The following is a 13,076-nucleotide window of genomic DNA, read 5'->3' on the forward strand; positions in this document are numbered from 1 at the left end:
GCAGCCCGAAGCACCACGCAATGGGGAGACCGCACCAATGCCTTCCGCTCCACCCGGGGCTCGCTCCGCAGCGCGCCGTCGCGTCAGACTCCGGTCGTCGCGACTGACCGCCACCGCTGTGGGGGTCGTTCTGGCCCTCACGCCGATGGCACCCGCCGCCTTCGCCGCCGATGCCGCACCCACCGCCTCCGGCCCCGAGCCCTCCTCGATTCCGCCCGAGCTGGCGAAGGCCATCGCCGACGCCGACGCCGCGCGCGCCGAGGAGAAGCCCGCCGTCACGGCCGCCGACAAGGCGATCGCGCAGGCCAAGGCCACCGGGAAGCGCGTCCCGATTCCCGAGTTGACCGATGCGTTCAGCGAGACCGCAGCCACCCCCGAGGGCCACCTCGCCCGCACCCAGCACCCCGACCAGCAGCGCGTCCAGCAGGCCGACGGCACCTGGGTCCCGCTGGACGCCAGGCTCGTCGCCGACCCGGCCGGCGGCTACCGGCCGGCCGCGGCCGCAGGCGGTGTGCACCTGTCCGGAGGCGGCCCCGGCCCCCTCGGTACGCTCACCGGCCCCGACGGGGAGACGCTCGCGATCGACTCACCGTTCCCGCTCACCACTCCCGTGGTGGACGAGGACGGTGACGGGCTGCTCTACCCCGAGGTCATCGCCGGCGTCGACCTCAAGGCCACCGCCGACAGGTTCGGCGGCCTCGCCACCGTCCTGATCGTCAAGACCGCCGAGGCCGCCAGGGATCCGCGGCTCAAGACGCTCCGGTTCGGCACGACCGCCAAGGACGTCACCGTCGCCGCCGACGCGTCGGGCAACCTGGCGGCCACCGGCAAGGACGGCGCCGTCCGGTGGTACGCCCCGGTCCCGCAGATGTGGGACAGCTCCGGCAGCACACCGGCGGCGCCGAGCACCAGGCAGGGCAAGTCCACCGCGTTCGCGCTGGGAAGCAGCGGCACCGCGGCACCGTCGGCACCCGCCGGGGTCAGCAGCGCGGACGGACCCGCTCCGGGCGCCAAGGTCGTCAGCATGGCGACCACCGTGTCCGGGGGCGCCATCGAAGTGACCCCCGACCAGTCCGTACTGGGCCAGGGCCAGGGCCCCTGGTTCATCGATCCCGGCTGGATCCCGGACCGGCGTGACGGCAACGCCTGGACCTGGACCCAGCAGGCCTACCCCAACACGTCCCGGTACGGGCAGACGACGGCCTCCCACGGCAAGTACGCCCGCCCGGGCGTCGGCTACCAGGGCTTCGAGACCGACAAGGGAATCGAGCGGTCGTACTTCCAGTTCGACGTCCGCGGGTACCCCGGCACCATCGTCAACAAGGCCACGATGTCGCTCTGGGAGTACGAGTCGTCCGACCACTCGTGCACCACGGCGTACACGCTGGACCTCTACCAGACCGGGGACATCAGCTCCCAGACCACCTGGAACAACGAACCCGGCATCATCGGAGGCCTGGGAGAGGCCCAGGTGGCGGGCTCGGGCTGGCCCGGCTGCTACGACAACGTCCAGTTCAAGTACAACGTCACCTCCGTCTTCCAGAACTACGCGCCCTGGCACGACACCGTCACGTTCGGCCTTCGGGCCCGCAACGAGGCCGACCGGATGGCGTTCAAGCGGCTGGAGTACCGGCCGGTGATCGAGGTCGAGTACGACCGCGCGCCCACTACTCCCAGCGAGCAGTACACGGCGCCCGCGCCCGGTACCGCGGTGCCGTGGAGCACGGACCAGGGCTGCAACGGCTCGTCCTTCGCCTGGCTCAGCGCGGGGAGCGAGTTCAACGGCGCGGTGACCCTCAACGCGAAGGTGCACAGCCCCGTGCAGTCCACGCTCTACTCGTGGACGCACATCTGGGACTACAGCATCCCCGGCGCACCCGACGTGGACAGCGGGTACTCCGCCGAGACGACCAACGGCACCAATGCCGCGTTCAACGTCCGCAGCGACGTGATCAAGGACGGTCACGTCTACGGCTGGAGCACGCACTCCGCGGACAAGCTGGTCCCGATGTCCGGCTCGACCCCGACCTGCCGGTTCGGCATCGACCTGACCCCGCCGACCCTCGGCGTCAAGGGCGTGTACGACACCCTGTCCGAGGCCGAGCTGGCCGACCGGTTCCCGCCGTCCGGCAACGGCCAGGTGACCCGGAAGCGCGCGGGCGAGTGGGGCATCATCCCGTTCGACGCCGTCGACACGGCCCCCTCGGGCGGTACGCCCTCCGGCGTGGTGTGCGCCCGCTTCTCCTGGGACCCGCAGTTCAGCAACTCCCCGTGGCAGTGCGGCAGCGACCTGCCGCAGGGCGGCATCCGCGTCCTGCCGGGCCGCTGGGGCACCAACATCGGCTACATCCAGGTCATGGACAACGCCCGCAACGTCTCCGCGGTCGCGTCGTACGCCTTCTACGTTCCGTGGAACCCCGACGGCCCGCCTCCCCGGTTCGGTGATGTGACCGGCGACAGTGCGCCGGACATCGTGACCACCGACCAGGCCGGCAACCTCCGCGCCTACACCGTCCCCGGCAACCCGATCGCGAAGAGCCCGGCCGTCAGCCTGGTGGCCCTGGGCAAGGACTCCCCGACCAGGAACGGCTGGGGCAACGTCCAGTTCAGCCACCGGGGCACCTTCACCGGCGGGAACAACATCGACGACTTCGTCGTCCACGCCGCCGGGGACCCGTACCTCTACGTCTACGGCAACCCAGGCAACACCGGCTACTACGGGCGCATCGACACGGGGCCGGCGATCGACAAGCCGAGGTGCGTCACCACGGCCACCGAGACCTGTTCCTGGCTCAACGCTCCCGGGTACCACGCGGCCGACTGGTCCCGGACCCTCCGGGTGGCCGCCCTCGGCGACCCGGTGAACACGGACCTCGACTACAAGCTCCAGTTCAAGAACAGGAGCGGCCTGCTCACCGTCGAGAGCACCGGCAACGGCGATGCGGCGCTCTGGTACTACCCGGCGACCGAGGGCAACGTCCTGGGCAGGCCGGTCCAGCTCGCCGCCTCCGGCTGGAAGAACAAAGAACTCATCACCCCGGGCGACTGGGCCAAGCAGGGCCACCCGGGCCTCTGGGCCCGGAACCTGGAGCCGGCCGCCGACGGCGCCAAGGGCGACCTGCTCGCCTACACCTTCAACACCGGCAGCGTTCCCGCCACCGACAAGTACGGGTACCCCGTCATCGCACCCGACGGCACGACCCCGAACGTGCCGACCCTGACCGGGATCGCCGGCAGCACCAGGATCGGCGGGGTTCCGGTCGACGGCTGGCCGACGCTGGGCTCGGACGGCGACCTCACCGGCAAGGGCTCGCCCACCCTGTGGGGCAAGAACGCCTCCGGCCAGATCGACATCTGGTGGGGCGAGACCACCAACCCCGGCACCGCCAACCCGGGCATGGCCTGGCACGTCGGGCCCGAGCGGATCGCCGACACCTCGGCCAACCCGCTCTGGTGGGCTCTCGACGGCTCCACCGACGTGGACACCAACGCCTCCAACCCGCTCTACCCGAACAACTTCACCCGCACCACCGACCACAACGGGCTGGCCGGAAAGGCCACGGCCCTCGACGGCTCGACCTACTACCGCTCCACCAACCAGTCGGGCATCGACACCACTCAGAGCTACACCGTCGCCGCCTGGGTCAAGCTCGACAACACCAACGGATACCAGACCGTCGTCAGCCTGACCGGCCAGGAGCGCAGCCCGTTCTACCTCCAGTACTCGGCCGCGTTCGGCCGCTGGGCCTTCGTCCTTCCGGGCGAGAACTACCGCAACACCGGCACGTACTACAGCGCCGTGGACACCTCGGCCCCGCAGACGGGGACCTGGACCCACCTGGTCGGCACCTACAACGCCCCGGCGGGAACCATCACCCTGTACGTGAACGGGCGCACCACCGGATCGGCCCAGGTCCCGAGCTCCTGGCGGGCCAGTGGCAGTCTGAACATCGGCGGCGCGACCACCGACCGGTACACCTCGCCGGATTCCGTGCTGAAGGGCGCCGTCAGCGACGTCCGGGTGTACCCCTACGCGTTCACCGAACCGCAGGCGCAGGCCCTCGCCACCACCAACTCCTCCGTTCAGGTCCGCAGTTCCTACGACGGCGGCAAGTGCATGGACGACTGGGGCGGCACCCCGGGAGCCCTGGTCCGGGTGTACGACTGCTGGAACGGCGCTTCCCAGCACCTCACGCTGACCAGCGACAACAGGATCAAGGTCCGCGGCAGCACCGATCGCTGCCTCGGCATCAACGACACGCCGGCCCAGTGGGGCTCGAAGGTCCAGGTCCAGGCATGCAACGGCTCCGACGCGGGCCAGCTCTGGGTCCGCCGCTTCGACGGCACGCTGTACAACCCGGCCGCCAACAGCTGCATGGAGCTGCCGGGCTGGAGCACCGAGAACGGCACGGCCATCGGTATCTGGCAGTGCAACGGCAACCCGAACCAGCGCTGGTTCGCCGTGGCCCAGGCGAGCTGACCGGCCCGGCCGCCACACCCGTCGACCGCCGATACGCACAACGGTGCCCCTTCCCCGAGACCGCCTCGGGGAAGGGGCACCGTGCTGTCCGCGCCCCGGAGGCGGCGGGTCACCCCAGGGCGCGGGGGAGGGTGGTGCGGACCCACTGCTCGGGTTCGGAGAGGTGGGGGGCGTGGCCGGCGTGGGGGTAGACGTGGCGTTCGGGTTTGGGGAGGGAGAGGTCGATCAGGTCGAGGACCTCGCCGTACATCGGTTCGCTGTCGTCGCTCTGGGTGAGGAGGACGCGTTCGGTGAAGCGGTTGAGGGCGGTGAGGTCGAGGTCGAGGGCGTCGGGGTCGCGCAGTTCGTCGAGGTAGGTCGGCGCGTTGCGGATGTAGGTGTGGCGGACCGGCGCGGGCAGCTGCTCCCACGCCCCCGGGCCGAAGGCGACGGTGTCGACGTAGCGCTCGGCCCCGGCGGCCGATTCGGCCTGTTCGAGGAGCTCGCGGACGGCCGAGATCCGTTCGGCGAAGGCGACGCCGAGGGGGCGCAGCTCCGGGTCGGCGAGCAGAGTGCCGGTCGCAGGCGGTTCGTGGACGGCCACGCCGCGCAGCAGGTCGGGGCGGGCGGCGGCGAGGCGCAGGGCGATCAGGCCGCCGTAGGAGTCGCCGCAGACGTAGGCCGGCGCGAGGCCCAGTCCGACGATCAGCGCGGCCAGGTCGGCGGCGTCCTCGTACACGGAACCCTGGGTGAGCAGGTCCTCGCTGCGGCTGTGCCCGCGCCGGTCGTAGGCGACGGCGGTGGTCTCCTCGGCCAGTCCCGGCAGGACGCGCGACCAGCTGTCGGCGTCCGTCCACGATCCGTGCACCAGCACCAGTCCCGGCCCGGCACCCCGGGTCTCGTAGTACAGCGACACCCCGTTCACCCTGATCTCGGCCATCACGAGCCTCCCGACCTCGGTCGTGCACCGGTAGCGCCCCACCCACCAGCGTGACACACCCCCGTCACACCGGTCGGATGAACGGACCGGGGGGTGGGGGGAATGCGGGCGCCGTCACGGAGCGGAACCACCGGCCCGGCGGACGATCACACGGAATTCCCGAAACCGAATACGCATGGGAATATTCAAGAAAATCGGTGGACCTTGAAAGCGGCTTGAGTCCCGGCCGCGCGTGCGGCAAGACTGGGCCCCAACATCCGAAGGGAGGGCCCCACTTGACCACCGACCTCTCCACGATCCGGCAGATCAGACTCGGCGACGAACTGCGAGCCCTGCGGCTGGAGCAGAACAGAAAGCTCCTGGAGGTCACCAGCGGTCTGGATGGCTGGAGCGCCGCCCGCCTCAGCAAGATGGAGCGGGCGGAGCAGCCCGTCGGTCCCAGGGACCTCGCGACGCTCCTCGACTACTACGGGGTCACCGGAGCGGACCGGGAGTACTACGAGAACCTGCTCGGCAGCGGGCCGCCGCCGAAGCAGTGGTGGCGGAACCTGGACTACGCCGAGGCGATCACGCCGGCCTTCGCGGAGTACCTGGCCCTGGAGGCCGAGGCCTCGTCCATGCTGGACTACTTCCCCTCCGGGTTCCCGGGCCTCGTGCAGACCGACGAGTACGCGATGGAGATGATCGCGGCGGGTCTCGACTCGCCCAACGAGGAGAGCGTCGAGGCGGGGGCCGAGGTCCGGATCCTCCGGCAGCGGCGGCTCACCGACGAGCCGGCGCTGACGTTGGAGGCGTACTTCGGTGAGGTCGCGCTGCTGATCGCCGGCGATCAGTCCGTCCTGGCGCGGCAGATCGCACACGCCGTCGAGGTCGCCCAATTGCCGAACGTGACACTGCGAATGGTGCCACTCAGCGCAGGTCGGACCGGCATTCTGTCATCCGGCGTCACGCTCATGCAGTTCCCTGGCGATACCGAAAACGGCTTCGTCTTCATCGAAGCCGTCGGCGGTATGCTCCCGCGTAGGACGGGACGCGACGTGCGACGAGCCGAGCGAGCCTTCGCCCGAGTCAAGCGGCATGCGTTGTCTCCTGCCGACACCATCACCGCCCTTGAACGCAAGGTGGAAGAGCTGACGTGAGCCAGAAGCACGATCCCTACGTCCACAACCCCTCCGACGCCGAGTGGACCAAGTCCCCCTTCTCCGGTGACGGCAACGGCAACTGCGTGGTCATCGCCCGCTTCCCCAACGGCGACGTCTGGCTCGGCGACGACAAGGTCCCCGACCGGCCCCACCTCGCGTTCGACCACGCCGAGTGGGCCGCCTTCGTCAGGGCCATCGAGACCCGCTCCCCCCACTTCACCGCCTGACCCCGGAGTGGGAAGTCGGACCGGCCGACTTCCCACTCCGGAGCGGCGGTCGGCCGTGACCCGCCCGGCGGCGGGTCGTTGCGCCGGGCGTGAAGACGACCCGAGCCCTCGCCCTCCTCGCCACCGCCCTGTTCACCGCCGGCCTCGCGGGCAACGCCCATGCCGTCATGCCGATCCCCATGGCCCAGAGCCCCGAGGCGGTCCTGCGGCTCACGGTGGCCCACGGCACCTCCCCGACCTCCGGCACGCCGCGCGTGGCCGCCCTCGACTGCCCGCCGGACGCCGCCACCACCCACCCCGACCCGGTCACCGCCTGCCGGCTGCTCGACTCCGTCAACGGTGACCTCGATCTGCTGGACGTCGACCCGGGCGTCTGCACCGACCTGTACGACCCCTACACCGTGACAGCCAAGGGCGTGTACCGGGGGCAGCCGCTCTCCTTCCAGCACACCTACGGCAACCAGTGCGTCCTGCTGCGCACCACCGGCGCGTTCTTCGACTTCTGACCGGCTTCCGAGCGACTTCCGACCGGCTTCCGACCGGCTTCCGACCGGCTTCCGACCGGCTTCCGACCGGCTTCCGACCGGCTTCCGACCGGCTTCCGACCGGCTTCCGACCGGCCGATCCTGCGGACGGCCGGGGAGCGCGACCTGGGATGCTCTCCTCGGCCGTTGATCACACGGAAGCGGGGGGAAGCACATGGAGACCACGGACAGCCGGGAGACCGGGAACACCGGGGAGACCGGCGAGATCGGCGCGCTGCTGCGCGAGCGGGAGGAGCGGGCGTGGCGACGGGCCCGGCGCTCACGGGGCTGGGGGCCGAACGCGCTGGGGCTGCTGGCGCTCGGCGCTTGGCTGTGGGCGGTCGCGCTGGCCTTCCTGCCGGCCTCGCACGAGTTCCCGAACGGTCGCACCGTGCACTGCGGCTCGCCGGTGTTCTACGACTCGATCGGGAAGCGGGGGGACTTCGGCCACTGCGCCGACGTCGCGGACAACCGGATGCGCGGCGCGGTCGGCGTCGGGCTGGCGACGCTGCCGCTCTCGGCGGGCTGGCTCTGGCGGACCGTCGGTACGCGCCTCCGACGCGCGGAGGACCGGCCCTGAGCGGCGGTGCCCGGCCCCTCGGGGGCGGGGCCGGGCACCGGATGGCGCTCCGTCACGGCGACGGCCCGGAGCGGTGGATCGGGTGCTCCGGTGGACGGAGCGTCCACCGGGGCGAGGGGACTGACCGTCAGCCGCGCGGCACGGCGTAGGTCCACCAGCCGCTCCACGCGCCACCGGCACTGCGGTCGCGGTAGTAGTCGGCGTTGATCGCGGCGGAGCGCGAGGCGACGCTGAACGCGTCGCCCTTCTTATTGACGATCTTCACCTTGGTGACGAAGTCCTTGGTGCCGCCGAGCGACATCCACGGCGCCTGCGAGCCCCGCGGCGGGGTCCAGGTCGTCCAGACGTTGTGGTCGGTGCCGATCACGAAGAGCTGCTTGGTGCCGTCGGCGAGGGTGACGTAGGTCTTGCCGTCACCGTAGTCGCCGCCGCAGTAGAAGGTGCCGCCACTGGCGTTGCAGGTCTGCGGCGCGGGCTTCATGGTGTCCGCGCCGTCACGGGCCAGGGCCGGGGAGGCCCCCAGGCCGACGACGGTGAGGGCGGCGAGGGCCACCGCGGCGGACTTGATCGTGCTCATCGGATACTCCCGGAGTTGCCGGAGTTGTCAGGGGAAGCTCGGGCCCCGTTCGGCCCGCCGGACAGCCTCGGGCAGTCGCTGACGGGACGTCAACGCAGGCCGGGCGCCGTGCCCCCGACACCGGCGGCGGATGCCTCTACAGGCATGGATCCGCCGGAATCTGAACCCTCCAGGGCTCCCGGCCCGATGGAGGAGGAGACCCGGACCGGGCAGCCGACGGACCTCAGGACCCGTCGCCGCCGTCGCCGCCGCCGCTCTCGACCTGGCGGGGCCGGGACTTCTGGTAGCGCCGCACGACCCGCCCGGCGCCGATGGTCGCGCCCGCGACGACCCGGGTCCACCGGGGGCCGCCGCGGTCGGCCCACACCACGCAGACGCAGCCGCCGACGACGAGTGCCAGGATGCCGATCAGCACCGCTCCGATCATGCCCGTTCTCCCTTGCTGTCCGGTTCCGTCCTCACGGTGGTGAGGCCTTGCGCACGCTAACCGTTCCGGGGTCCGGAACACGAACGGGACGTCAACCCGCGCTACCCGGCCGCGGCGCGGCCGCGGCGATCAGCTGGCGCAGGGCTCCGTAGTACACCTCGTGGTCGGTCACCACGGGCAGGTAGTCGGCGACGTGGCCGGCCAGCACGGGGTAGGCGTCGGGGTCGAGGGCGGCGAGCGCGGTGCGGGTCACGGCGCGGGTGGCGGCGGGGTCGCGGTGGTCGACGAAGCTCGCGCTGCCGAGGGTGAGCAGGTACATCCGCCGGTAGGCGGTCATCGCCTCCGCCGGGGTCAGGCCGGCCGCGACGCTGTCGGCGAGCTGCGGTTCCACCAGACGGGCGAGCAGGTTCCGGCCGAGCCAGGGGCGGCTGCCGCGCAGGGCGACGAGGCCGGGGTGCGCGGTCAGCAGGCGGTAGAGCGCGGTGAACCGGGCCTCGGTGGCGTCGGCCCAGGCCGTGCCCGGCGCGATCACCGGCAGGCGCTCGGCGAGGTGGTCGGTGACCAGGTCGATCAGGCCCGCCAGGTCGGTGCAGCGGCGCTGGAGCGAGGCGACCGAGATCTCCAGCCGGGCGGCGAGGGTCCGGAAGCTGAGCGCGGCCGGGCCCTGCTCGTCGACGATCGCCAGGGCGGCGACGGCGATGCGCTCGGGGGTGGCGCGGTCGAGGGCGGAGGATTGCCGGGGCATGCATGACAGCGTACGGTACGGCGTACCGGTACGCCGTACCGGAACGAGGGGACGCGAACGTGGAGGCGGCGCACCATGGGACGGCAGCAGCTCGACCACCAGGACATCAAGGCGGCCGCGGAGCGGATCGCGGGGCGCGTCCGGCCCGTGGCGCTCGCCCCGGGCGGCGACGGGAACAGCGGCGGAAGCAGCGGCGGAAGCAGCGGCAGCACCGTGAGCGGCGACCCGCACGCCGGACCGTGGCTGGCCCTGGAGTACCTGCAGCACACCGGGTCCTTCAAGGCGCGCGGGGCGCAGAACTTCCTCCAGGCCCACCGGGAGGCCGGCTCGCTGCCGGACGCCGGCGTCACCATCGCCTCCGGGGGCAACGCCGGCCTGGCCTGCGCGTGGTCGGCGCGGCAGCAGGGCGTACGGGCCACCGTGTTCCTGCCCGCCACCGCCCCTCAGGTGAAGATCGCCCGGCTGCGCTCGTACGGGGCGGACGTCCGGCTGGTCGGCACCGAGTACGCCGAGGCGCTCGCCGCCTGCGAGGAGTACGCCGCGGCCACCGGCGCGCTGGCGAGCCACGCCTACGACCACCCGCTGATCGCGGCGGGCGCGGGCACGCTGCTGGAGGAGATCCACGGGCGACTCCCCGGCCTGGACACGGTGCTGGTCGCGGTCGGCGGGGGCGGGCTGTTCGCGGGAGTGGCCGCGGCCGCCCGCGCGCACGGCGTCCGGGTGGTGGCGGTCGAGCCGGAGGGCTCACGCGCGCTGCACGCCGCCCTCGCGGCGGGCGGGCCGGTGGACGTCGCGGTGGACTCGGTGGCCGGCGACTCCCTCGGGGCCCGCCGGGCCACCACCCTGGCCGTGGACGCGGCGCGCGGGCAGGACGTCCACTCCGTCCTGGTGCCGGACGCGGCGATCGTCCGGGCCCGGCGGGAGCTCTGGGAGGACCGCCGGATCGCCGTCGAGCACGGCGCCGCCACCGCCTTCGCCGCCCTGCTGCCCAGGGCCGGGGCCGAGACCGGGGCCGGGGCCGGGACCGGGGAGGACGGCGGCCACGGTTACCGCCCGGCCGACGGCGAGCGGGTCTGCGTCGTCCTCTGCGGCGCCAACACCGACCCGGCCACCCTCACCACCCCGCCCGAACCGGGAGCGTGCGCTTCTCCTGTCGAGCCCTCCACCACCCCACTGAAGTCGCGATCATGACAAACACGCTCCGCGCAGCGGCCCGATAGCGTGTCCCCGCAACCGCCGTCCCCGCCCGCCCGCTCCCCCGACCGGAGGTCGCCCGTGGCCCGGCTCCACGTCCGCAGCGGCATCAACCCCGACGACCCGGACGCGCCCGTGGTGGCGCTGCTCGTGGACCCGGACGGCCCGCCCGGGGAGCGGGCCGTGGCCAGGCTGGGCCGGTACGGGTACGAGGGGGACGGCGCGTTCCACCTGCTCGCCACCGACGGCTGGGCGGAGCGCTCCCTCGACGGCGACCGGCTGACCGTCGCCGTGGCGGCCCACCCGTTCACGCTCCGGCAGATCGACGCCGACCCGGAGGCCTTCCCGGAGCGCTCGGCCACCGCGCCCGAGGCGGCGCTGGTGCTGCGCGCGGACGCGGTGGTCGACCCGGGGCTGTACGCCCGGGCCGACACCGCGACCGTCGTGTTCAGCGCCGGCCCGGAGCTCACCCTGGACGACGTGCTGGCCGGCGACGACGCCTGGCCGGTCGTGCTCGCCCCGGCACCGGCGGGCGTCGAGGCCTGAGACCCGCTGCCTGCGGGCGTCGAGGCCCGAGCCCCGGCGCCTGCGGGCCGGTCAGGCTCCGCTGTGCCGGAGCATGTCCTCCCGCTCCACCACCTTGACGCGCTCGCGCCCCTCCGCCGCGCCCAGCGCGCGCTCGTGGGCGTCCAGCTCGCGCCAGCCCTCCCAGGTGGTGAACCGGACCCCGCGCTCCCGCAGGTGGCCGACGACCGCCTCCGGCTCCGGCTCGACGGCGCCGGGCAGGCGGCCCTCGGTGTGGTCGGCGAGCAGGCAGGCGACGGTCTCGTTGGCGTCGCCCTTGGTGTGGCCGATCAGGCCGACCGGCCCGCGCTTGATCCAGCCGGTCACGTACACGGCGTCCTGGTGCGAGCCGTCCGCGGCGAGCACCCGGCCGGCCGCGTTCGGGACGGTGCCGGAGACCGGGTCGAACGGCAGCTTGGGCAGCTCGTCGGAGTAGTACCCGATCGCCCGGTAGATCGACTGCACGTCCCAGTCGGTGAACCGGCCGGTGCCCCGCACGTTGCCGGTGCCGTCGAGCTCGGTGCGCTCGGTGCGCAGCCCGCTCACCCGGCCGTCCTCGCCCAGCACCTCCACCGGGGACTCGAAGAAGTGCAGGTAGAGCCGGTGCGGGCGGTCGCCGACATCACGGATCGCCCAGTTCTCGATGGTCGCGGCGACCATGTCGACGTGCTTGGCGCCGCGCCGCTCGGCGATCGAGCCCTCGTCGTACTCGATGTCCTCGGGGTTGACGATGACCTCGATGTTCGGCGAGTGGTCGAGCTCGCGCAGCTCCATCGGGCTGAACTTCGCCTGGGCCGGACCTCGGCGGGCGAAGACGTGCACCTCCAGCGCCTTGTTGCGCTTCAGGCCCTCGTGGACGTTCGGCGGGATCTCGGTCGGCAGCAGCTCGTCGGCCGTCTTGGCGAGGATGCGGGCGACGTCCAGGGCGACGTTGCCGGCGCCGAGCACGGCGACCTTCTCGGCCTCCAGCGGCCAGCTGCGCGGCACGTCCGGGTGGCCGTCGTACCAGGAGACGAAGTCGGCGGCCCCGTAGGAGCCGTCGAGGCCGACGCCGGGGATGTCGAGCGCGCGGTCGGCCATCGCGCCGGTCGAGAAGACCACGGCGTCGTAGAAGCGGTGCAGGTCGTCCAGCGTGACGTCGGAGGGGTAGTCGACGTTGCCGAACAGGCGTATCTGCGGCTTGTCCAGCACCTGGTGGAGCGCGGTGATGATCCCCTTGATCCGCGGGTGGTCGGGCGCGACGCCGTACCGGATCAGCCCGAACGGCGCGGGCATCCGCTCGAAGAGGTCGATGGAGACCCCGGGCTGCTGGGCGGCGTCGGACTTCAGCAGGGCATCGGCGGCGTAGATGCCGGCGGGGCCGGCGCCGATGATCGCGACGCGGATCGGGCGGGTCATGGCGGAACGATCCTCCGTACAGGGACGAACGGGACAGGGCACAACAGGGCACAGCTGGATGGAACGGTCCGGCCGGAGGCGGACGGGCGAGGGTGACCCACTCCCACCCAACCCGGTCGGACCTCGCCACTGTAGGCGGTGTCGATCTATGACCCCATAGGCCCGACCTATGGCCGGGCCGGGAACACCGGCGGTCCGCTCCGTACGCACAAGGTCCAAAAACCGACGCGGCAAGACCGGGCGGGTGCCCTAGCGTTGCCCTCGCACCACGACATGAGGTCTAGACCACAGAGTGGGGA

General features: G+C 72.4%; 12 protein-coding genes. 7 read left to right on the forward strand and 5 right to left on the reverse strand.

Annotated features, from left to right (window positions below):
- The first annotated feature begins 145 nt into the window (after window positions 1-145).
- Entirely contained in the window at window positions 146-4,480 is a 4,335-nt protein-coding gene (locus ACFVFS_RS29925) for a LamG-like jellyroll fold domain-containing protein (RefSeq protein ID WP_380627939.1), read from the forward strand.
- A 109-nt stretch (window positions 4,481-4,589) separates the two neighbouring features.
- Here the strand turns inward: ACFVFS_RS29925 and ACFVFS_RS29930 are convergent, their stop codons facing one another.
- Window positions 4,590-5,399: an alpha/beta fold hydrolase gene (locus ACFVFS_RS29930; protein ID WP_380627941.1), complete on the reverse strand. Its 810-nt coding sequence runs from the start codon at window positions 5,397-5,399 to the stop codon at window positions 4,590-4,592.
- A gap of 275 nt (window positions 5,400-5,674) precedes the next feature.
- On the opposite strand from ACFVFS_RS29930, the gene ACFVFS_RS29935 reads away from it, so the two are divergent.
- The 4 genes from ACFVFS_RS29935 (at window position 5,675) to ACFVFS_RS29950 (ending at window position 7,872) form a co-directional block, all read left to right on the forward strand.
- The gene (locus ACFVFS_RS29935) at window positions 5,675-6,538 is read left to right on the forward strand and encodes a helix-turn-helix domain-containing protein (protein ID WP_380627943.1); all 864 of its coding nucleotides are present in this window, start codon (window positions 5,675-5,677) and stop codon (window positions 6,536-6,538) included.
- A complete protein-coding gene (locus ACFVFS_RS29940) occupies window positions 6,535-6,768 on the forward strand; it encodes a DUF397 domain-containing protein (protein WP_380627944.1) in 234 nt (77 codons plus the stop codon). Before ACFVFS_RS29935 ends, ACFVFS_RS29940 begins: the two co-directional genes overlap by 4 nt.
- A gap of 89 nt (window positions 6,769-6,857) precedes the next feature.
- Complete coding sequence (locus ACFVFS_RS29945; protein WP_380627945.1) at window positions 6,858-7,274, forward strand: SSI family serine proteinase inhibitor; 417 nt, start codon at window positions 6,858-6,860, stop codon at window positions 7,272-7,274.
- Between the two features lie 193 nt (window positions 7,275-7,467).
- On the forward strand, window positions 7,468-7,872 hold the full coding sequence (locus tag ACFVFS_RS29950; RefSeq protein WP_380627946.1) for a hypothetical protein: 405 nt from the start codon (window positions 7,468-7,470) through the stop codon (window positions 7,870-7,872).
- Window positions 7,873-7,999: 127 nt separating this feature from the next.
- Here ACFVFS_RS29950 and ACFVFS_RS29955 read toward each other — a convergent pair whose 3' ends face one another.
- The 3 genes from ACFVFS_RS29955 to ACFVFS_RS29965 form a co-directional block, all read right to left on the reverse strand.
- Entirely contained in the window at window positions 8,000-8,449 is a 450-nt protein-coding gene (locus ACFVFS_RS29955; protein ID WP_380627947.1) for a hypothetical protein, read from the reverse strand.
- Window positions 8,450-8,672: 223 nt separating this feature from the next.
- The gene (locus tag ACFVFS_RS29960; protein ID WP_380627948.1) at window positions 8,673-8,876 is read right to left on the reverse strand and encodes a hypothetical protein; all 204 of its coding nucleotides are present in this window, start codon (window positions 8,874-8,876) and stop codon (window positions 8,673-8,675) included.
- Window positions 8,877-8,967: 91 nt separating this feature from the next.
- Entirely contained in the window at window positions 8,968-9,621 is a 654-nt protein-coding gene (locus ACFVFS_RS29965) for a TetR/AcrR family transcriptional regulator (protein WP_380627949.1), read from the reverse strand.
- A 75-nt stretch (window positions 9,622-9,696) separates the two neighbouring features.
- On the opposite strand from ACFVFS_RS29965, the gene ACFVFS_RS29970 reads away from it, so the two are divergent.
- Together ACFVFS_RS29970 and ACFVFS_RS29975 are read left to right on the forward strand one after the other, a co-directional pair.
- Window positions 9,697-10,812 (forward strand): threonine/serine dehydratase, encoded by a 1,116-nt coding sequence (locus ACFVFS_RS29970; protein WP_380627950.1) that lies wholly within the window; start codon window positions 9,697-9,699, stop codon window positions 10,810-10,812.
- A gap of 84 nt (window positions 10,813-10,896) precedes the next feature.
- Window positions 10,897-11,361 (forward strand): hypothetical protein, encoded by a 465-nt coding sequence (locus ACFVFS_RS29975; RefSeq protein WP_380627951.1) that lies wholly within the window; start codon window positions 10,897-10,899, stop codon window positions 11,359-11,361.
- Window positions 11,362-11,412: 51 nt separating this feature from the next.
- On the opposite strand, the gene ACFVFS_RS29980 is transcribed toward ACFVFS_RS29975, so the two are convergent.
- On the reverse strand, window positions 11,413-12,777 hold the full coding sequence (locus ACFVFS_RS29980) for an FAD-dependent oxidoreductase (RefSeq protein ID WP_380627953.1): 1,365 nt from the start codon (window positions 12,775-12,777) through the stop codon (window positions 11,413-11,415).
- Window positions 12,778-13,076 lie beyond the last annotated feature (299 nt).

The organism is Kitasatospora sp. NPDC057692 (assembly GCF_042799475.1).
Classification (GTDB): domain Bacteria; phylum Actinomycetota; class Actinomycetes; order Streptomycetales; family Streptomycetaceae; genus Kitasatospora.

What these genes read in the sequence shown, in the direction of transcription:
- ACFVFS_RS29925 (WP_380627939.1), top strand. Translation starts at nt 146, where the DNA reads ATGGCACCCGCCGCCTTCGCCGCCGATGCCGCACCCACCGCCTCCGGC.
- ACFVFS_RS29930 (WP_380627941.1), bottom strand. Translation starts at nt 5,399, where the DNA reads ATGGCCGAGATCAGGGTGAACGGGGTGTCGCTGTACTACGAGACCCGG.
- ACFVFS_RS29950 (WP_380627946.1), top strand. Translation starts at nt 7,468, where the DNA reads ATGGAGACCACGGACAGCCGGGAGACCGGGAACACCGGGGAGACCGGC.
- ACFVFS_RS29955 (WP_380627947.1), bottom strand. Translation starts at nt 8,449, where the DNA reads ATGAGCACGATCAAGTCCGCCGCGGTGGCCCTCGCCGCCCTCACCGTC.
- ACFVFS_RS29960 (WP_380627948.1), bottom strand. Translation starts at nt 8,876, where the DNA reads ATGATCGGAGCGGTGCTGATCGGCATCCTGGCACTCGTCGTCGGCGGC.
- ACFVFS_RS29965 (WP_380627949.1), bottom strand. Translation starts at nt 9,621, where the DNA reads ATGCCCCGGCAATCCTCCGCCCTCGACCGCGCCACCCCCGAGCGCATC.
- ACFVFS_RS29970 (WP_380627950.1), top strand. Translation starts at nt 9,697, where the DNA reads ATGGGACGGCAGCAGCTCGACCACCAGGACATCAAGGCGGCCGCGGAG.
- ACFVFS_RS29980 (WP_380627953.1), bottom strand. Translation starts at nt 12,777, where the DNA reads ATGACCCGCCCGATCCGCGTCGCGATCATCGGCGCCGGCCCCGCCGGC.